This window comes from Scytonema sp. NUACC21 (genome assembly GCF_054684315.1).
The window spans coordinates 84,140-104,686 of sequence record NZ_BAAFZH010000098.1; the positions used below are offsets into that span (position 1 = coordinate 84,140).

Consider the following 20,547-nt stretch of genomic DNA (forward strand, 5'->3'; position numbering starts at 1 on the left):
ATTTTTACAATAAGACTATTGACGTAGACAATATAATGCTTGAGAACGAATTAGATTGTGTAGTCCCAAAAAGTTTGTTTTACGTATAGGATCATAAGTAATTTCTACTAATGCGCGGTCTTTTAATATATCTAAAGCTTGCTTAATCTCTTTTTCATCATAGTCACCTTCTAATTGAAATAACCAAGCAGTTTCTCTTTCAGGACGACGATAGACAGAAACTCTACAGAGCAATTCAAAAGCAACGTAAGCATTATTTTTTAGTCTTTCAAATGTTATCTTGAGCCTACTTTTAACTCGCATTATTAATTCTCTAGAATAGCTATCTAGATTCCAATTATCTTGTCCTGTATTGCATTTTGCAGCTTCTTCCAAGTTTTTCTCGACCTCTTCAATTTCAGAACCAAACCTTTCCCAATATCCGATAACACTACGATGAAAATCACTTTTAATTTCTCCTGCTATTACTAGTAGGGCAAGTGGGTGTCCCATGTAAGCTTTACCTATACGAGAAAGTAAATATTTTTCCTCTTCACCACAATCTAGTCCTTGTTTTTGAAAGAACTCCATCTGTTTTGTTGCTTCTAATCCTTTGAGAGTTTCGCAGCTAAAAAAATTGCGATAACGCTCTCCTACTTGTCTCAGTTGTAAGGGTAAATCCTGCGATGTCAGAATAAATCTACTTTGACAAGAATCAGCCGATAATATCTTTAAAAAAAACTTATTCCACCCCTCGTCAAGAAAATCGCCCCACCCCATATCTTCGTTACCAGTCAATATGTATTCAAGTGAGTCTATGAGAATTACGTAGGAGTTATGACATAGTTTATCAGCAAGAAGTGAAACTATATTTTCTAAATTGTGTTCTTGTACAGGTATGTTCTCTTCTAGTTTTCTCAACCATCCTTTTGCTACTTCAATAAAAGATTTATCTGAGCTTATTGAATCATAGTCAAAGGTATGGCGTAAGAAAGTATCTTGATTTAATCTTAGTTCATCGACTATTCTTTCAGCTAAAGCCGTTTTTCCAATACCAGTAATACCTAAGATCACAGCTATTCTACAAGAACCGTTAATAGACTTTAATAAGTCATCTGTTTCTTCTTCACGTCCGACCCATTCTTCTTGTCTATAAACATTAAAGTTAGGAGATGTAGGCTGACTTTTCTTATCGCTTGAAGTTGTATCACTTGCACTATTTTGTTGAGAATTTTTTCTCATAGTGCTACTGACAATAGCTCCTTCAAGCTCCAAAGCTAAATCTGCCAACTGCTGATGACGTTCATCCGCCTCATCTAGGAGCTCGCTTAATAGTCTTACAAACAGTACAAGGGTATTTTCTTTGGTATCGCAGCGATGCTTGTTAACCAGGAAAGCAATTAAATTATCTACCCTGCTAGTTCGGCTCTGGGCTTGGGGTAAGCTCCATTTACTAGAAGAACTTTTAGAAGACATCGAACCACCCCAAGAAGAAATACTCAAAGACCTAAAACTGGAGTTAGGCGCAGATTTAGTTGTACCCGTTTTCTTTGGGGTAGCCGAACAGGATTATGGTGTGCGCCCGCTTCTGGAAGCCTTATTTAAAGAAGCCCCCGAACCAGAAACCACAGCAGAACGTCGTTTAAAAGGACAACCAAGCAATACTCCTGTGGCACAAGTTCTCAAAACTTACTACACTCCCCAAGGTGGTAAGCTCTCTTTAGTAAGGGTTTGGCAGGGTAAGTTAACCGATGGAATTGTCCTCAATGGAGTTCGTGCAGGTGGTCTTTACCGCCTCATAGGACAACAACAGCAGCAGGTTAATGAAGCTTGTGCAGGTGATGTCGTTGCTATCAGCCGTTTAGAAGGTATTAAAACAGGAGATACAGTTTCTTCCGGGCAGTCTGTAACGGTATTACCCAAAGCAGCTCAACTAGAACCAGTTTATGCCCTCGCCATTACTCCCGAAAAGCGCAATGATGAAGTGAAGCTCAGCAGTGCTATTACTAAACTGCTGGAAGAAGACTGCTCTCTTGCTTGGGAACAACATGGCGATACCCATGAAGTGATTCTCTGGGGCCAAGGCGAGATTCATTTGCAAGTTGCACTAGACCGTTTGCGTCGCAAGTACAATCTACCAATGACCACCCACTTGCCACAGGTGCCTTACAAAGAAACTATCCGCAAACCAGCTACATCAGTTCACGGAAGGTACAAACACCAAAGTGGTGGACACGGGCAATTTGGTGATGTTTATCTAGACATTAACCCATTACCCCGTGGTGAAGGTTTTAACTTTAGGGAAACTATTGTTGGTGGTGTTGTTCCCAAACAATATATCCCTGGTGTGGAAATGGGCGTGCGTGAGTTTCTCGCACACGGTCCTTTGGGTTTCCCCTTAGTGGATGTGGGTGTCACTCTGACAAATGGTTCTTACCACTCGGTTGATAGTTCCGAACAAGCGTTTAAGCAAGCTGCACGTCTTGCTATGCAAACAGGAATACTTAAGTGCGAACCTACTCTCTTGGAACCTATTGTTCGTTTGGAAGTCACGACTCCTAATGAATTCACTGCTAAAGTACTACAGCTTTTAACTGGTAGGCGGGGACAGATTTTGGGCTACGAAGGCATCCACAACTGGCGAGGTTGGGATAATGTTGTGGCATTTTTACCGCAAGCTGAAATGCAAAACTTTATTGTGGAATTGCGATCGCTTACTCTTGGTGTTGGTTTTTTCCACTGGGAATACGACCATCTTCAAGAAGTTCCCGAGCGATTAGCCGAACGCATTGTTACCTCTAGTAATGGCAATGGAGGTAATGGTAAATAGTTTTTAACCGCAGATGCACCCAGATATTTTTTATTTTATTTGCGTGTTTCTGCGGTTGCAATTTTAGATTTGATTGACATCCTCCCCACGCCTAAAGGCGGGGGATTCTAAACATCACTGTTTAGGCTTTCTGCTTCTACGAGTCGGCTTACTTGGAGGAGTCACCTCAACGCCAGTCGCCTCAACGGGGGAGACCCCCGCACGGCGCAGGCTCTCCAAGCAGAGGTCATTCTCATCCACAGACGTTGACGTCCCCGTGTGCCCCACGGAGCGGAGACCAATCTCAAGTATGTTCAGTGCCGCGTTGCGATCTCGGTCTAGAACGGTTCCGCAATAGGGGCAACAATGAGTCCTTGTAGAGAGTGTTTTTTGGACTTTCTTGCCACATTTTGAGCAGTTTTGAGAAGTATTGTGTGGTGGCACAGCGACTGTTACCACTCCAAACACTCTCCCATAGTACTCAACCCATTGACGAAACAATGACCATGAGGCGTCACTGATTGATTTAGCTAGGTGGTGGTTCTTGACCATATTTTTCACCTTCAAATCCTCATACGCCACGACCTCGTTAGATATCACTACGCACCTTGCCGTCTTAATAGCAAAGTCTTTACGCTGACGACTGACTTTGAGGTGTTTCCTAGCTAGTTTATTCTTAGCCTTAATCCTATTTTTTGAACCTTTCTTCTTTCTGGAAAGTTGACGTTGTAGCCGTTTTATGGCTTTTTCCGCTTGACGAAGATGACGGGGATTTTCTATTGTATTCCCCTTGCTATCAGTATAGAAATGAGTTAATCCTACATCCAAACCGATATTGGTTTGTGTTGGTTCCCGTTTCTCTAATCATTGAGAGTCTATACAGAACTGCACGTAGTACCCATCTGCACGACGAACAACGCGGACACGTTTAATTTGTTTCAACTCGTAGAAGTGTAGGTCACGGCTTCCCCACATCTTAAAGGTTCCTGCTTTGAAACCGTCCGAGAATGTGACATATCTCCGCTCATCTGACAATTTCCAGCCACTAGACTTGTACTCAACTGTCCCATGTGTTTGTTCGCCCTTGAATTGGGGGTATCCCTTTTTCCCCGACTTCTTTTTCTTGCAGTTGTCGTAGAACCGTGCAATTGCCCTCCACGCACGTTCCGCAGAAGCTTGACGTGCCATTGAGTTCAACTTATCAACCTAAGGATACTCTGGATTTGCAGCTAATACCGCACAGTACGCTGACAACTCGTATCGCCCAATGTTCTTGTTATCCATCCAGTACCGAACACAAGCATTGCGGACAAATCTAGCAGTCCTAATTGCCTCATCTAGCTTTTGATATTGCTCGGTTTGTCCTTCTAGCTTGGCTTCGAGTACTAGCACAAGCCGACCTCTCCTGCTGTTTGTTTACGTCAAATGCCTTGAGGTAAACTAGAATAACATAGTTCTCAACATGAGAAAATGTTTTGAGATATCACTACCAAAGTTAAAACCGCCTCCGCCTACATCCCCATGCCTAAAATCAGGGGCTTTGGCTTGTTCTTCGGTAACTAGCTGTTCTTGAAAGGCATATTCTTGATTCAAAAAACCCTGCACGATTTCAGTTGAGGTCTGAGAATTTTGCCAACTTGTGAATCTTTCATACAATCCCGTACCGTGCAGTGAAACCAGAAGTGTTACATACTGACCCAGACAAAGAGCTAGTTTTTTTGCATCCGACCAAATACCTATATGTACTTGGGTTGGAAGTTCGGTAAATTTATAAGGGTGTCCGGTTTGCGGATTAAGCGTTGGTGCTTGTTCCCATAATAGCCAGCCGATATCATGTTGTTCTGCACCCAAGCAAACTTCGGCTCTGGGGGCAAAATGAGTGAAGTGTTCATTACCCCAAGCTTCCGCCAATTGTCCTGAAAGCCAAGCGTGCTTTGGTTGCGTGATGCAGATGAGTCCCTGGTTTGTCAAACGATGTAACATCGACGAAAAACAGAATGCAGTGTTATAAAGGTTGTGCTCTTTATTTTGAATCGAAAATACACAAAAAATATATTTTGTCAAGATTATTAACCAAAAGCTTCCTAAATCTTGCACTAGTGACTTCTAACACTCACTTATTTGCTGGATTCTACCTGGACGCTACGAGATTGGAAATGTATAAAGAATCAATTAAACTTCTAACTATTTTGTGATTCGCTTATGGTCAAGCGACTATTATTGCTATCTAGCCTTGCTATTGGTGGTGCTAGTGCTGTCATTTTCTTCTTCTGGTACCAAGCAACCCAACTGCCTGATTGGTATTCAAATTCACAAACCCAAGAGGTAAGCCCATCGACAACTGCAAATGCTGCTCCCCCAATTGACCAAAAAAAGCAGATAGAACAAGCACAAAAGCAACAAGCACAAAAGCAAGTTTTGCATAAAATTTCAGATCGTCTTAAAAGTTCAAAAGCTAAAAGTGAGGTGCAATTAGATGCGGCAGAGGTGAATGCGCTTATTGATTCAGGTATTGCTCAAACAACTGATAAAAGTCGTCTCGCCCAGGCGGTCGTAAGTACAAAAACTCAAATAGAAAATGGTAAAATCTCTGCTGGTGCAGTGATTGATTTAAGAGCGATTCCTTTCAACGAGTTGCAAAAGGGAGAACAAATAGCAATTTCCAAACTACTATTGGCTGTACCGATATTGAAATATCATCCTGTGTATGTGGAGGTTGAAGGAAAACCAGCTATTCGCAACAAACAAGTCAGCTTGGATGAAACAACTCGCATCAAGCTTGGTAATATTAGCTTTTCTCTCTCCGACCTCTCTCAACGTTTTGGATTTTCTGAAGAACGCTTGAACCAACAAGTTGCTAAGAAATTGGAAAATCTTCCCGTGAACGTAGATGAGGTTGAAGTTGTGGGCGATCGCTTGGTTGTTCGCGGTTCGGCAGGAGGTAAAAAAGGTTAAAAACTAGCTAATCAGGTGTCGAACATTTAATTTGCATATTGCCGAGAAACAGAAATTCTGTGGGGTGGGCATCTTGCCCGCCCGACTTGTGCATTGTCTTACAGTAGTTTTCACCTAAAGGAACCACACCATATGTAAGGGCGCAAGGTCGCCGCGCCCCTACGACTGTGGTCTATTTACCTGAAAATGGCTGTAAGCAAAGGATTAATGACTGACGACGGTTAACATAATTACAGCCAAAGACATTAACAGTTGTTAGTCTCTTTTAATCATCAATCTTAATTAGTGACTGGATATATTTCATACAATTCAGAAGCAATAGTTTGGTATTTAATGATGCCATTTTGGACAACAAAGGAGTCCGTTCCAAAATAGGACTTGCCCTTTTCTGCTTGAGGTTGAAAGTTCCAAATAATATAGATAACTTCTCCTTCAATGACAGCAGGCTCTATTTTGTTCTCACCACTATCAAATAACTTAAAAAGATTGGCAAAAACATTACGTATTCCAAAAGTTCCCCGAACCGTTGAATTATTTAAAATCATTATGGATTCTTCTGAATAGTGTTCCATAATGGCATTTAGGTCTCTTGCATCCCATGCGTCAATGTGTTCTTGCCACACCCTTTGGGTTTCTGCTACTTCGTCTATGCTTGTCATTATACGAGCCCTCCAATTGCCCGTAGTAGTTTGCCTAACGATTCAATAGATGAAATATCAGCGATTTCAGGAAAAAGTAGGAGCAGCGCTTATTGCACTACCCCCCAGAAAATAGCGGAAGACAACTACTTACACTTATTGGTTAGAAAAGTGTAGATAGTTTAGGCGTTATATTCTGCCTGTATTTTGATGGACGGATTGTTATCAAACACCTTAACGAAACTGATTCTGATGTTTTCGTTGTAGTACCAGGCATTTTTCGCAGAATTCCTGAGCTTATGTGCTCGTTCTCCAGGATCGCCACCTGTAATTAACTCAAGGTCTTGCCCGTTGAGTGTAAGCTTCTTCAACACACTTGAATTGCCTGTGGTTTCAGATGGATCGTGCAGGATTGCTATGAAGAAAAAGTCTTCTTTGGGCTGATAGTTGTCATGTTTACGCTCTACAGTAATCTGGCGTGTTGAACCAGTTTTGCTGTGCGTAATCAGTACCTCACGATATTCACTGTTAGCCAGGTCATCGTTATCGTATATAACTGAGTCCTTGGGTTCAGAAGCACGGCTGACACCATCATCCAAGTACATAGTGTATTGACCAGTTGCACCAGGATAGATGTTTAGCGTTATGGGATTGGGCAGACCTTTGCTGTTAAGCTCTCCCACATACTGTTCAACCTCTATAGTGGGTACGATCGCACCTGCTCGCACGTAGATAGGAACGATAAAGGGAATGTGTTTGGGGTCGCTACTCAGACTTGCATTAAAACCGCGTATGGTAGTTCCACCATCGACAGGAGCATCAAGGGGCTGCTTGTTATCTTTAAAAGAATACCAGTTGCTACCAGTTGGCAAATAAACATCGCGTTTGCCGTAGCCGTTCTCAGCTGACTGCGGATTTAAAACTGGGGCGACGAGGATATCGTGGCGGACAAAGAACTGGTCGTCAAGGAAGGCGATTTTGTCGTTGTAGAGTGCCTTGTCTTGTGGGTCGTTGAGAAACATGGGGCGGCAGATGGGCAACCCATCAAAGGTGTTCTCAAACATGGCGTCATAGAAGACCTGGAGGAGCCGATACCGTAATTCAATGTAATACTTGCACGCAGGTATAACCGCACGGTACAAATCTTGCGGTTCTGGCAGTTGACCACCACGATGTTCCTTGAACCATTCTTCGTACATGAAGATTTCTTGGAACTCTTTGCGCCCCTTACGCATATAGTGGTTGCGGAACCAGGGTAAGAAAGCTCCAGCAGCAGTCCAGCGGATAAACAGTTCAGGGCCGACCCAATGTTGCTCGTCGTTTTCTTGTTCAAAACCGCCAATATCTTGTCCGCAGATGGTGACACCGGTCATGCCAAGTGACATCACTTGGGACACGTTCATTTTTAAAAAGTCCCAGGTCGAAGAGTTGTCCCCTGTCCACAATGCGGCAAAGCGATGTGCGCCTGTGAAACTGCCGCGTCCGACGATGAAGTTACGATCTTTACGGCGCTGTCCTGGTTTATCTGACTGCTCTGAGTAAACAAGGTTGTTAAGACCGTAGTAAGTAGCTTTGTGGAGATTGTAAGAGTACAAATTCCATACCTTAATCGCTGGCGTCAGTTTGGGTTCTTCTCCCACAATAGAATCGTCAGTTACCAACAATCGGAAGGGGAAGCCCCGCATATCACCACGACGGGAACGGATAGCAGGTGTTGTCATGTCCTGCCAAACCATTTCCAGTCCCATATCAAAGAGGTATTGATATTGCTTACCCCACCAATTACGCACTTCTTCCCGTCCTAAATCGGGGTAATGACCGGGTGTACCCATTTCCTGTCCTGTAATTCGGTCATTTCCGTAATAAACTTCCCCAATATAAGGATTGCCCGTATTGGCATTGTGTTCTGGGTCGTGTGCGAAGTAAACGCTCTGTTGCCCTGGTGGATCAAAATTCTGGTAGCTGTAACCTCTGTTCAGGTCTTCAGGGTTGCTCAGATTGAGATCTCCGAAGAAGCGCCGATCGCGTACAAAATAGCCCTTTTCCACACCTTCGATGTAGGATTTGTAGTACGATTTCTGGTTGCTGCTAATAATTGGGGTAATGTTCGTACTGCACTTCACACCTTGAGCTTTTAAAGTGGCAAACATGCCTTTGGGATCGGGGAACTTCTGTGTATTAATGGTGAAGGTGTGATAGTTATCCTGTACGTCTACATCCACGTGAAGACCATCAAGGGGAATTTGGTATTCACGATGCTTGCGAACAGTCCATTCCAGAGCACCCCGGTCTTCATACCCATAACATCCTTGGTGATATCCCAAAGCCCATCGGGGTTTTAGCCGCGAGCGTCCAACAATATCTGTAAAGCTGTCGATCAGCTCCGCAGGAGTGTCTGCCATGAAGAAATAATAGTCAAGGTCGCCGAAGCGAGTACCGACCAGATAGGAGCTGGAGTTTTGGTAGCCAATATCCATCAGGATTTGACCGCGATTGTCAACGTATATGCCAGTAACGCAATTTTTTTCTGGAACGCCGTTAAATTCAATGAAGAACGGTTCTGAGTGGTAAAGCGGTTCCCGTCCGTCTAGGGGTCCGTAGTTATAGACCTGTCGGTACCGCATATTGTCGAAATTGAAATAGTTGAGTTGCCCGCTGTTACGGCACAGTGACTTACCACCTTGTTCGCCAAAGCCAATATATTTGGCTGGTGCGGGTTTGTTAACAGACTGGATAATAGCGTAATCGTCATTCCCGTTGGGAGTGTAAAGTATTCCAGGTATTGATGTCTCCCAGATTTTAAAGTTGCTGCCATCAGGTTCGCAATTGATCACGCGGATCTGGAATGGATCTGTAGTAATTATGACCTGCATGACAGATTCTTTATTCTGCTGCTTTCTGGTGGTTAGCAGGCAGCCATAACCACCTTTGTCCTCGTATTCGATATAAAACTCTTCATCTCCCTGCTGTGCGTTTCTCTGTAACTGCTCGAAGGTGTTTTGGACTAACGCACGAGAGTTGTTACTGGTGTAATCTTCCTTGCGTTTTTTGGGGTTGAAACGAACCCGGAAGGTATCATTTTGGACGAACTGAAGGAGCATGGCAGTCGTATTGCCATCGCTCTTTTGAAATTCAAGTATCAGTGTTTGCTCTTTGTCTAGGTATTGATAAGAAATGGCTTTCTTGAGGCTTTCCCAGCTTTTGATGTCTTTGAAATATTCTTCAACGGTCACGAACTTGTAGACATCAGACAGAATTGGCCCTGACATATAGTAAACCTCTGGTGATATTTAAGGAATCTTTGTGCAAGACTAATTGAGGTAGAGCTACCTTTACTGCCTACCCAGGACTCTCAAGATTAATTTGTGCAATCTTTTACAGCCAAGGACAAAGGCTGTGTTTGGTATTAGCGATCGCCACGTCAAAATTTAATTGGCAATCTCCCTCAATGAAGTTGTTAAGTTTAAGCTAACGGGTGATATTCTACTGCCATCCAAATGCAATCTGTATCTGCGTAATATTGATGCCAAGGATAAATGCACTTGCCATCTTCTTCAACCTGACAAAATGGAACAGAAGTTGTGAAGCCGGGACTCATCAACATATCTTCATAGAGAGTGCCATAATCTTGAGCTTTGAACTTCTGCATTCTGCCAGTACCGAATATCTGTGTGTGGATTTCGATAAACTCATGCTCGTTGTGTATGAAACAATTGGTCTGTGAGGGTGCAAACCATAAGTTGAGTTTAACGACAAACCTTTGCTTTTGACTCGGCGTGTTTGCTTGCCTGGTCATGAAATACGGGTCAATCTCTACAATACCCGCGTCATCTTGTGGCGATTTCCATAGAGGTGTATTCTTGGGGTAGGACAGTTCGCTGGGATCGCCACTACTGTCAGAATCTTCAATCGTGTCGCCCAATAGGAACCAACCCTCTTCCAAAAGAATATTCCCGATATTGATGGTGTCAAAGACCTCAATCAATATCAGTGCTTCAGCCTTCTCAATGGTTATATCTTTTAAGATAGTTGAGGAGAAAGCTGGAATAATATTTCTCACGGGCTGACCAACAACAACATCCCACATATGGGGGTTGACTACAATAGTTTCGTTGTTGATATAATAATTTCTCACATTTTCTACGTATTTCGCACTTATGTGCGAACCGGAAAAGTTTAATTGCTTTTCCACGTTATATGCCAGAGTGCTTGTCATGGTTTACTTTTTTTCTGTTTGACAAAATCTGTTTACCGCAAACAAAGCCGTTGAAGGCACTTATTTATTGTTTGAATACAAACTGTCGGTGGCTCTAGTCCACTTAAGCTAATTGATGACAGGCTTTAACGGTTATTACTTTAACCTTACTTCATCAAGTTATTATATTCTTAAAGCAAATGCAAGGAAATTTAGGACAGTTAAGACAGTTAAGTGAACATTTAATATTGTTTTAATAACTGTGTAACTGCTAAATATCACAAAATGGTTCAGTTAAGGCTAAAACTTTTTGTCAATTTTTTAACTATCAAACAGGTAGTTCAACTGAATTTGAATATTTGTACTTGAGCCTGCAACTAGAACAGCAGCATCGTTAAATTTGGGTGGACCTGTACGAATAACTGGATTTCCAGAAAACCCAAAGCCTTCAACCGGAATTCCCAGAACATTACGGTTCGCTTTGTTATCGCTGTTGGTATCGTGAAGAACGGCAACAGCATAACTACCTGAGTGCAAATTCTCAAAGGTAACGAACAATGACTTTGCTGTAATTGCCACACACCGAGTTTGTAAAGCATTGCTAGCGTTACTGGGGAACCCTTTCCCACTGCGAAATAGACTTAAGCAAACTTGTCCTTGCTGGTTTTTGAGTCCATTAATCTCAACGGTTAATTGACTGTTTTGCCCAGGTTGGGCAAAGGATGGAACTGCCATGCTTGTAAGCACTGCAAAGGCTAATAAGGGGCTAGTTAAAAATTTCGGATTCCTGATAGCTTGGCTTACCTGGATTTCTTTTCGATTAAGGATGGTATGCACGGTGTATCTCCATATGTAATTATAATTTCATCTATTGAACGCTCAGTAGGTTGAAGTTTTCGTTAGATTATGACCACGACAGGATTTCTCATGTCTTCTATTGAACGCTCAGTAGGTAACAAATCAAGAAAATTACTAGATTTGAATTCCTTCTAGCAAAACACGAATCAGCTCGTTAAGTATCTCCTTCTTATAAGCAGTAGACTCGGACGAATAGACATGAGAAGTGCTTTCCAATAAAGAAAGTAAAAAGCCGACAAGCAGTTGGGGCTGGACATCTCGAATTTGATGATTTGCTTGAGCAGCAATCAAGGGTTTCCCTATAGGTTCAAAAATAGATCGACGAACTGCTTGTGATAAACGCTCCTTGGCTTCCTCACTCAAGGAAGGCATATCCACTTGCATCATGCTGTGAAATTTGATAGGAGGTTGGTAGAGAAACCAATCAACAACTGCTAAAAGTTGCGATCGCAATTCTTCCCCGGCTCGTCCTAAGGCGTTTTCTAGACCAACTTGATGTCGCTCGAACATCCGCTCTCTGACAGATACGAATAGTTCTTCTTTACTTGGAAAATGATAGTAAAGAGATGCTTGACGCATTCCTACGGCTTTGGCAATGTCACGCATGGTCACCGCAGTATACCCGCGATCCCGAAATAGCGATTCTGCCGTATCTAGAATGCGATCGCGCCCATCTGTTTGCTTCCCTGAAATTGGAGTTGGAGAATCAGAAACCACCTTCCTACCGAACGCTTAATAGGTATTATGGCAAACTTTGGAGTATTGTGTCAAAAAAATTATGAAGGATGAGGGGTAAAGGATGAAAAATTTCTCGCTCTACAAAGAGGGATCGAAGCCCCTCAACTTATTGATAGAAGAGAAAAAGCTTTCCAGTCCAATTTCAATCCCTTGGATTTACAGCAGATTGTAACGCCGAGGAGGTACAGATTGTTGTAAGGGAGAACGGTTGTTCTCCCCTACGGTTGTACTTCATCCTTTATCCTTCACACTTTATCCTTTAGCAAACAGCTTCCCGAGTTGATTCAGCGTCAATTGGTTTAATTAGGTAAAGCCGCAACAGATGCCAAACGATCGCGAGTAACAGAGGTAACTTTTGGAAGAACTTGATAATTTGCGGGCGATTGCTGCGATCGATTAACGCTATCTTGAAAGTAATATCAGAGCACTGCTCCAGTCGCTCGAAAAACTCTGGATGATTCGTATTTAAAATCAAAGGAAATGCCCGTGCTGCAGTTTCATTCGTCTTTTCGATAACTTGGACATTATACTCGTAAGGATTAATGCCAACAGACCGATAAAAAGCTGCGCGTTCAAGCACTGTCAGAGTGTGGGTAGCAAATACAGACAACAGGAAGAAACGCACCCACAAACGAGATTTCCAATTATTCCACAGTTTAGGTTGGGAACGCAGGAGTGCTTTGAAGAAGTCCCCATGTCGATTTTCATCCTGACACCAACTCTCAAAGTAACGGAAGAGAGGATAAAATCGCTTATCTGGACGTGATTCCAAGTGACGGTACATCAGAATGTAACGCCAGTAACCAATTTTTTCAGATAAGTAGACAGTGTAGATAACCCACTCTGGTGGGAAAAAGGTATAAGTTCGATTTTTTGTCAGATACCGCAAATCCAGTGAAAGATTGAAATCTGACATTGCCTTATTGAGAAATCCTGCATGGCGTGCTTCATCCCGCGCCAGAAAATGAAACGCCTCTGCCAAGAGAGGATTTTTGTCTTTGAGTCTGCGAGATAACTCTTTGAACAAAAGAAATCCGGAAAACTCAGAGGTGCAGGAACGTTCCAAAAACTCAATAAAAGAACGGCGTGTTTCACCATCAATGTGTTCCCAACTCTTTTCAAACTCAGCATCACGCACAAAGTGATGGCGGTTATAGTCAGCCCGCAGTTCTTCCACAACAGCTCTCAACTCTGGCTCATGCGCTGAAATATCCATCTGCGCTACAGCCTCAAAGTCAGTGGTGTAAAACCGAGGCGTTAATAATGTTTCCTTTACGGGCGCTTTAACACCGGGCTGAAGCAACTCAGGCTCGAGGGTGTGAAGAGACTTAGCCATGAGACAATTTAATTAAGTTATCATTTTAAAGATATCTAATCATAATTTCTTATAAAAATCCAGAAAAAGTAAAATTATTTAAAGTAATTTTCAAAAAATATTTTTACGACTCGTCTTTTTACTAGCTCAAAACTGTACTGAAGATTAGGGACAAGCATCAGCGAATTGGACTATGCTGATTGCTTAAGAGCCATCGCTAGTTAAAGGTCAGAAAAATGGTAGTTTTCTAAAAAGCCGAAAAATGTAGTAAGAATTCTGTATGAAAGTGTAAATACAATCATTTTCACCTTAGCTATGCCCTTAAATGAGTTAGAGCAAAATCCGAGAGGGCGACCGTTCCTCGATAGAAACTTTCAGAGTGCAAATTTTACTGGTGCAGATATTCAAGGGGAAGATTTTCCAGACCCACCTTTTTTTGTACCTTTTTTAACCTGTTGAACTTGCGTTACTATAGGTTTGATTTAGGTATGTGAGTATTCCTATTCCAGTGCATCCAAAGTCTATAACTGGAGTGGAAGTATAAATTAGTTTGATTTCAATATGTAAGTATTGATATGGGAGCGCTTTGTTCTTTTTAACCTAAGGAGTATTATTAAATGTACGAGAAATTCGGTCCTGTTGTCAATCACTCTACAGGGGAAGTTGAGTTTAAACTCTTTTTCCCAGATAGCTCAAAAGATATTTTACAGTACGGTCGAGGTGGTCTTCCCAAGATTAAAGAAATCTATATTCCCGGTACTTTTAATGATAGTGGATGGAACGAGAAAAAAGCTCCACAGATGTCAAGAGAAAACCATCCCAGTGGTTTTCTCTATACCTATTCCACAACTGTAGAACCAGGATTTTATCAGTACAAGTTTTATGTCAAGTTTGAAAATGGCAGCGAGCGCTGGGTAAACGATCCCTGTACCCGGTATGTTTCGCACTCAAACGGTAACGATTACTCTGGCTTTGTTGTTGGTGGCAACTTGGTTAATGCTGTTCAAGCTATCGCCGATCGCATCTCCCCGCAAGACCTCATCATTTACGAAATGATGATTGATGATTTTACGCAAAAACTAAGTGGAGATCGGAATCAGAAAAATCAGCTCGATCTTGTTAGAGACAAAATAGATTATCTAGTGGATCTGGGCGTAACAGCTCTAAAAATATTACCCTGGATAGCTGTCCCCAGTACGGGGTTCAACTGGGGATATGAGCCATTTCTATTCTTTGCTATTGACGAAAGATTAACAAATCGTCAAAATCTGACTCCAGAAAAAAATCTGGACAGACTTTACAGTCTAAAACTCCTAATTGATGCTTTACACGAAAAAGGCATTCAAGTGATTATGGATGGTGTTTTTAATCATGGGAGAAAAGAGTTTCCTTATCTGCAGTTATACCAGGATAAACAAGATTGCCCTTACATTGGCCAATTTGAAGAGGCTGCATTTTTTGAAGACTTTGATTTTATTAATGGATGCACTCGGCAGTTTATTTTTGATGTATGTAAGTATTGGATCGAAAATTATCAAATAGATGGTATTCGCTTTGACTATGTGAAAGGTTACTTTCGCCGTGCAGGTGACGATCCTGGTATCACTACTCTGATAGGTTCTCTTAACCGCTTCTTAGACGACACCGGACGCAAAAACTTCTCTCTCATCCTTGAAAATCTTACTGATAACCGATATCAAGCTGTAGATGATACTAACCGTATCAATGCGACAGGTACTTGGTTTGACCCTTTGATGTATCAAGCATTTAATTCAGGGAAAAATGGACGTATTGAACCCTCTATCATGCGGGCGTTAAATACGAATAAAGACTTTGCTTCCGGTAAGGGACCTGTTACATATATTGAAAACCACGACCACGGCACACTGGTAAATAAGGTAGGCGGTGATTTTGTTGGTGTAGATCGCAACGCACATTGGTTCAGAACGCAGCCTTACGCTATAGCTTTGTTTACAGTACCCGGTGCGGTGATGATTCACAATGGACAAGAATTTGGTGATGAATATTATATGCCTAATTCAGGTGAAGGTCGAGTAATACCCAGACCCCTAAATTGGAAACGATTAGATGACTTTGCCGGAAAAACTCTTTACAATTTCTATAAAAAACTGATTAAAATCCGTAAGGATTTTCCAGGGCTTCGTACCCCTTTCTTCCATCCCGATAATTACAACGAGGGCTTCAGGCGTTTTGATCGAGATGGTTTTGGTGTTGATACCGATCGCCAGATTATCATTTACCACCGGTGGGGAACAGGTAAAGATAGAAGTAACGAGCGATTTATTATAGTGCTCAACTGTTCGCCGACCAAGCACTTTGTTGACGTTCCCTTCCCATTCAATGGCACTTGGAAAGATCTGCTGAGTGATGATAGCTTTCAGGTGACAGATTTTTGGCGCAAGGGGCAGGATGTCGATAGCCATTATGGTCGTATATTCTATGCCAAAGGTTAACTACTCCCGCGGCTGTATCCCACCTCTTTGCAATTAAGTCGAATACTGGTTTGTAGTAGCGTGCTTGGGAAAGCAGGTACGCGCTTCAAATCCAACCCACATTCTCCAGTTAAATATCAATCATTTTCAGGGTTCCCTCTGCGTTCTCTAAACCTGATGCAGTTTATTAAATATCGTCCCCCGCCAACTTCTGCAACGCTAATAACCCAGCGCCATAAGCAGGTTCATGACGAGGAAAAATCACCCTTGCTGTTGGAAACATAGTACGAATCGAACGCGCAAATTTCTCACGAATCTTAGATTTTCCCTTCCACACACTTCCCGTTGTCACCACCTCAAAAAGTTCTTTGGGACTAAAAATCGCATCAATCACTGTACCGGTTGCTGTAATCAACTCCTTCACAGCATCATCAATGATTCTATTGGCTGCTTCATCTCCACAAGCTGCGGTACTATCAACAAGAGGTGCCAAAGCAGCTATCTCTTTAACACTCCATCCTCTGCGATATACAACTTCTATCAAATCTTCTATACTTGCCAGATTAAGATTTTGCTTAAAAACTTCTATAAGACTCGTAGACATTTCACGTCCATCATGTGCTTTTAATGCTGCTTGCATCCCAGCTACAGCAATTTTATAAGCACTTCCTTCATCACCTAAAATATACCCCCAGCCACCTACTCGCTTGATATCTCCTTGGTGGTTACGCCCAAAAACTATAGAACCAGTTCCAGCGGCTACCACAATGCCGACGGGATAACCCACTCCCCCCACCAAAGCAACCAATGCATCATTACAAATCACAATATTCGTTGCTTGTAAATTCCAAGTAATAGGAAGCAACCTGCTATTTTGTAATTCTTTTACTAAACCTTTGACAACTTCGAGATCCTCGGAACGACCTATACCTGCTAATCCCAAGCAAATTGCTTTGACTTGAATGTCATCTATAAACCCCAGGGCTTCAACTGCTGCACCATAAATTGCAGATTGAATAGATTCCAGTGCGGCTTCGATACCTATGCTTTGATAGTTAGATGCACCTGAATCACCGCGACTTATAACTTTCCCTGTACCATCCATCAAAACGCAAACGGTCTTGCTTCCACCGCCATCGATTCCTAAAACATAGTTCATAACATCATTTTGTTGCAATTTTGCGGTTTATATTATGAAAAGTTAAACCCGAGCAATCTATTTTTTTAACCAGCCGCTTTAAAAATTTGTTGTGCGGTCAAGTTTAAATCTGGAAATGTTCGCGACTGGATGCGGTCATCGCCGCGAAACTTAGTAACCCGATATTCGCCTTCCTGTAGAGAAAAAACCGAGATAGTTGGTTGTTTGGGGTCACCAATAAACTCCCTACCACCTAAAGCTAGGTAGTCTACCATCCAATATTCAGGAATTCCCATTATTTCATAGTCAGCATATTTTTTGAGATAGTCATCTCGCCAATTGGTACCAACTATTTCAATCGCTAATACTATTGATGCAGCCTGAGTAATTATTGATTCTTGCTCCCAAATCGGTTCATTGACAAGATTAGAATCATCTAAGAGCAACACGTCTGGTAAGTAACCTGATTGATTGTCTGATGGTTTAACTATGACAGTTTTCGGTATGAAATGAGGTAGATTTAATCGGTCAACTTCTACATTTAATTTTTTGACTAAAAACCCAATAACTTTTTCATGTCCTCCTTTTGGTAAAGGCATTTCAACAATTACTCCATCATGTAGTTCATAACGCCATTCCGAATTTTCCGGATACCAAGCAATAAATTCATCAAAGGTTACTAGTTTAGTTTTAGGGAAAGCTTGAGTCATGGTTATTGCCTCAACGCTATATATGGACTCCTTAATCTTAGCCCACAATTACTAAAATTTATTATTGACGATACATACTTGCTTATGTAATTATGCAGTTCCGTTATATTTGACGGGAGCGATCTCCACTGGTAAAAAATGAAAGATGCAAATTTTTCTTCGCTGACTGAAATTCTTGCTATATAAAAGTTACAGAATGTGCATTTTAGGAGTTTAACGATTAGTCTCTTCCTGCAAAGGAATCAAAAATAGAGTTATCATGCCAGGAATTGTCAACAAACAGACTAAGACAAAAAATAATGGGTACCCAACTTTTGCCTGAATATAACCGCTCACTAACCCTGGTAGCATCATACCCAAAGCCATAATACCTGTAGATATAGCAAAATGAGACGTTTTATACTCGCCTTTAGAAATGTACATCAAATAAACGCTAAAAGCCGTGAATCCAAAACCATAACCCAATTGTTCCAAGGAAACTAAGGCATAAACAAGTGGTTGTGCTGGTTTAGCATAAGCCATATAGACATAAAATAGATCGGGGAGGTTTAATGCCAAAGCCATTGGTAACAGACATTTTCTCAGCCCGTATTGAGAAATAGACAAACCACCTAGAATTCCTCCCACGATTAAGGAAAGCACCCCAAAGGTACCGTAGACTAAACCCACAGTTGATGTTGATAGCCCTAAACCTCCAGCATCCGGTTTATCTAATAAAAACAACTGAGCTAATTTGAGCAACATTGCTTCACCCAATCTGTAAAGCAATATAAATGCCAAGATAGCTGTAATCTTTTCTTGCCTAAAATAAGATATTATTATTTTCAAAAAAGGTAATTTTGGCTTTTCTACTTGTGCCTGTTGCTCGCGTTCTGATTCAGGAAAAGGTAGAAGAATCCGATGAAAAATAAATAATATTGCTAAAATCAAAGCAGCTAAGCCTATAGTAATAGTCCAGCTTAAAGAAATATTATTGAGATACCTTTCTTCAACAGTTCCTGCAAAAAATACTAAAAATCCCGAACCAAAAATAAGAGCAATCCGATAAAAAAGCGAGCGAATTCCGACAAAAAACGCTTGTTGACCCGGATTTAAAGCCAGTAAATAGAAACCATCTGTTGCAATGTCATAAGTGGCTGAAATAAATGCTCCTACAGTTAAGGCTCCTAAAGAAATTACAAAAAAGTCTGGAAGTTGTAAAGAAAATGCTATTAAACCCAGGCAACAGAACATGGCAAATTGCGTAGCCAGCAGCCACGTTCGTTTTGTCGAATAAATATCAACAATTGGTCCCCAAAACATTTTGATAACCCAGGGGAAATAAAGCAAACTCGTCCAAAAGGATATCTGAATATTATTTACACCTAGGTTTTTGTAAAAAATGACAGACACCGTATTGATGATGACGTAAGGAATGCCAGAGGCAAAATATAAGGTAGGAATGAAAGCCCAAGGCGAAGGGGACTTTGTTGTACTTATCATTTTTCTAACAGCCAATGGGACACCAATAGGAAATATTATCTGTAATCCGCCCCTCAGAAACGCGCATTCCTACACCCCCAGAAATCAATTGGTCATGACCGTTATTGTACAGCCATGCTCCCCAAACTGCTGTCATCGACTGTTGGGCAATTTCTATATAAGGAAGCTCTAATAACTCTTGGTAAACATAATCTTGTTCTGTATACCAAGGATCGTTACTATGGCTGCGAACAGCGATATCTCCCGCACGAACCGCAAATCCTCCTTCACCTTCCCTTCCCAAAATAGGTTTGGCAAAGAACGAGTTGCCTATGTTTTCTGGAGCCATCGACGTTTTAGGGAAATAGTTAAAAATTGTTTCAGCATCTTTACCACTAAACAAATCCAATCCCAAATCTGTAATTAGGGCAAATATGCTCTTGGGTTGCAGCGCAAAAGCAGAAGCAAAGTTAACAATAACAATTTTTTTCTCTAAGATAAGTTGCTCCAAAGCAGGCCACAGTTTTTGACCCTTATCATCAGTATCGTGAATCGCCCATTCAATGGGGTACCACATAAACAATATGTCAATAGGTTTCCCCGTTCTGGAGTCAAACAAGTATTTACCATCTTTGATTCGGAGAAACTCTAGTGGTAGGACAGTACTTTTATGATGGAAGTGTCTGCTCAACCATCGCATAGTTCCTAAATCTTCAGCATTATTTAATGCTGTAAAAGCAACACGACATTCAGCGAGCCTTTTGTTTAAAATAAATGATGCTCTTTGTATATGTTGATTGAGAGTGAGACTTAATATATCTTGAGCTTTAACCACTGGTTCTTTCAAGCCAAAATATTGGGCTACTTTGCCATTTCCCTCAGTACATTCAAACCAAAAGCTAGGAGTTTGAGGATTCGTTTCTATAACCTTTTTTACTCCCGTTTCTTCATTCCAGCACCAATCAAGGCGCATACAAAATGGCGCTAGGGCATCAGACTTAACTACCTTAATAGCATCCTTAGGAAAACCATAGTAAAGTAAAGTTTCTTCATCCAACTTGCGGACAATTGACCAAGCCTGCATCAAAACGCTACCAACCAACTCAGATGCGTGCTTAATTTCTTCTATAGTTCGTGGTGAAACTTTTTGGCAGTAATACAAAGCATAGGGTGTTTCTTGGTCGGTCAGAGGTATGCCCGTTCCTTCCTCAATAGGACACACGTTGTACCAACCCATTTTCATGGACTGAAACAATCTCTTTCGTTGCGGACTATTAAAAATATCCAGATTCATGATT

General features: G+C 41.5%; 14 protein-coding genes and 2 pseudogenes. 3 read left to right on the plus strand and 13 right to left on the minus strand.

Annotated elements, in window-relative coordinates:
- Window positions 1-15: 15 nt before the first annotated feature.
- Window positions 16-1,269 carry an NB-ARC domain-containing protein gene (locus ACYRY3_RS30105; RefSeq protein ID WP_460205348.1) on the minus strand — a complete coding sequence of 418 codons (1,254 nt, stop codon included), beginning with the start codon at window positions 1,267-1,269 and terminating at the stop codon, window positions 16-18.
- A gap of 157 nt (window positions 1,270-1,426) precedes the next feature.
- On the opposite strand from ACYRY3_RS30105, the pseudogene ACYRY3_RS30110 reads away from it, so the two are divergent.
- Window positions 1,427-2,809, plus strand: a pseudogene (locus ACYRY3_RS30110) (elongation factor G); the annotation flags it as partial.
- Window positions 2,810-2,923: 114 nt separating this feature from the next.
- Here the strand turns inward: ACYRY3_RS30110 and ACYRY3_RS30115 are convergent.
- Both ACYRY3_RS30115 and ACYRY3_RS30120 read right to left on the minus strand, forming a co-directional pair.
- A pseudogene (locus ACYRY3_RS30115) lies at window positions 2,924-4,180 on the minus strand (RNA-guided endonuclease InsQ/TnpB family protein).
- Between the two features lie 48 nt (window positions 4,181-4,228).
- Window positions 4,229-4,771 carry a DUF3891 family protein gene (locus ACYRY3_RS30120; protein WP_460205349.1) on the minus strand — a complete coding sequence of 181 codons (543 nt, stop codon included), beginning with the start codon at window positions 4,769-4,771 and terminating at the stop codon, window positions 4,229-4,231.
- 219 nt (window positions 4,772-4,990) lie between these two features.
- On the opposite strand from ACYRY3_RS30120, the gene ACYRY3_RS30125 reads away from it, so the two are divergent.
- Window positions 4,991-5,743, plus strand: a complete 753-nt coding sequence (locus ACYRY3_RS30125; RefSeq protein ID WP_460205350.1) for a hypothetical protein — start codon at window positions 4,991-4,993, stop codon at window positions 5,741-5,743.
- Between the two features lie 278 nt (window positions 5,744-6,021).
- Here the strand turns inward: ACYRY3_RS30125 and ACYRY3_RS30130 are convergent, their stop codons facing one another.
- The 6 genes from ACYRY3_RS30130 to acsF form a co-directional block, all read right to left on the minus strand.
- Window positions 6,022-6,402 (minus strand): nuclear transport factor 2 family protein, encoded by a 381-nt coding sequence (locus tag ACYRY3_RS30130; RefSeq protein WP_460205351.1) that lies wholly within the window; start codon window positions 6,400-6,402, stop codon window positions 6,022-6,024.
- Window positions 6,403-6,563: 161 nt separating this feature from the next.
- Window positions 6,564-9,650 (minus strand): TIM-barrel domain-containing protein, encoded by a 3,087-nt coding sequence (locus tag ACYRY3_RS30135; protein ID WP_460205352.1) that lies wholly within the window; start codon window positions 9,648-9,650, stop codon window positions 6,564-6,566.
- Between the two features lie 194 nt (window positions 9,651-9,844).
- Window positions 9,845-10,597, minus strand: a complete 753-nt coding sequence (locus ACYRY3_RS30140) for a hypothetical protein (protein WP_460205353.1) — start codon at window positions 10,595-10,597, stop codon at window positions 9,845-9,847.
- A 300-nt stretch (window positions 10,598-10,897) separates the two neighbouring features.
- Window positions 10,898-11,413 (minus strand): DUF2141 domain-containing protein, encoded by a 516-nt coding sequence (locus ACYRY3_RS30145; RefSeq protein WP_460205354.1) that lies wholly within the window; start codon window positions 11,411-11,413, stop codon window positions 10,898-10,900.
- 135 nt (window positions 11,414-11,548) lie between these two features.
- A complete protein-coding gene (locus ACYRY3_RS30150) occupies window positions 11,549-12,151 on the minus strand; it encodes a TetR/AcrR family transcriptional regulator (protein WP_460205355.1) in 603 nt (200 codons plus the stop codon).
- A gap of 280 nt (window positions 12,152-12,431) precedes the next feature.
- Window positions 12,432-13,508, minus strand: a complete 1,077-nt coding sequence (gene acsF / locus ACYRY3_RS30155; RefSeq protein ID WP_460205356.1) for a magnesium-protoporphyrin IX monomethyl ester (oxidative) cyclase — start codon at window positions 13,506-13,508, stop codon at window positions 12,432-12,434.
- A 596-nt stretch (window positions 13,509-14,104) separates the two neighbouring features.
- Between acsF and ACYRY3_RS30160 the strand changes: the two genes are divergently transcribed.
- Complete coding sequence (locus tag ACYRY3_RS30160; protein ID WP_460205357.1) at window positions 14,105-15,961, plus strand: alpha-amylase family glycosyl hydrolase; 1,857 nt, start codon at window positions 14,105-14,107, stop codon at window positions 15,959-15,961.
- A 166-nt stretch (window positions 15,962-16,127) separates the two neighbouring features.
- On the opposite strand, the gene ACYRY3_RS30165 is transcribed toward ACYRY3_RS30160, so the two are convergent.
- The 4 genes from ACYRY3_RS30165 to ACYRY3_RS30180 all read right to left on the minus strand — a co-directional run bounded on the left by ACYRY3_RS30165 (window position 16,128) and on the right by ACYRY3_RS30180 (window position 20,543).
- Complete coding sequence (locus ACYRY3_RS30165; protein WP_460205358.1) at window positions 16,128-17,099, minus strand: N-acetylglucosamine kinase; 972 nt, start codon at window positions 17,097-17,099, stop codon at window positions 16,128-16,130.
- A 65-nt stretch (window positions 17,100-17,164) separates the two neighbouring features.
- Window positions 17,165-17,788 (minus strand): Uma2 family endonuclease, encoded by a 624-nt coding sequence (locus ACYRY3_RS30170; protein ID WP_460205359.1) that lies wholly within the window; start codon window positions 17,786-17,788, stop codon window positions 17,165-17,167.
- A gap of 213 nt (window positions 17,789-18,001) precedes the next feature.
- Complete coding sequence (locus ACYRY3_RS30175; RefSeq protein ID WP_460205360.1) at window positions 18,002-19,270, minus strand: MFS transporter; 1,269 nt, start codon at window positions 19,268-19,270, stop codon at window positions 18,002-18,004.
- A 4-nt stretch (window positions 19,271-19,274) separates the two neighbouring features.
- Window positions 19,275-20,543 carry a glutathionylspermidine synthase family protein gene (locus ACYRY3_RS30180; protein WP_460205361.1) on the minus strand — a complete coding sequence of 423 codons (1,269 nt, stop codon included), beginning with the start codon at window positions 20,541-20,543 and terminating at the stop codon, window positions 19,275-19,277.
- Window positions 20,544-20,547: the final 4 nt, after the last annotated feature.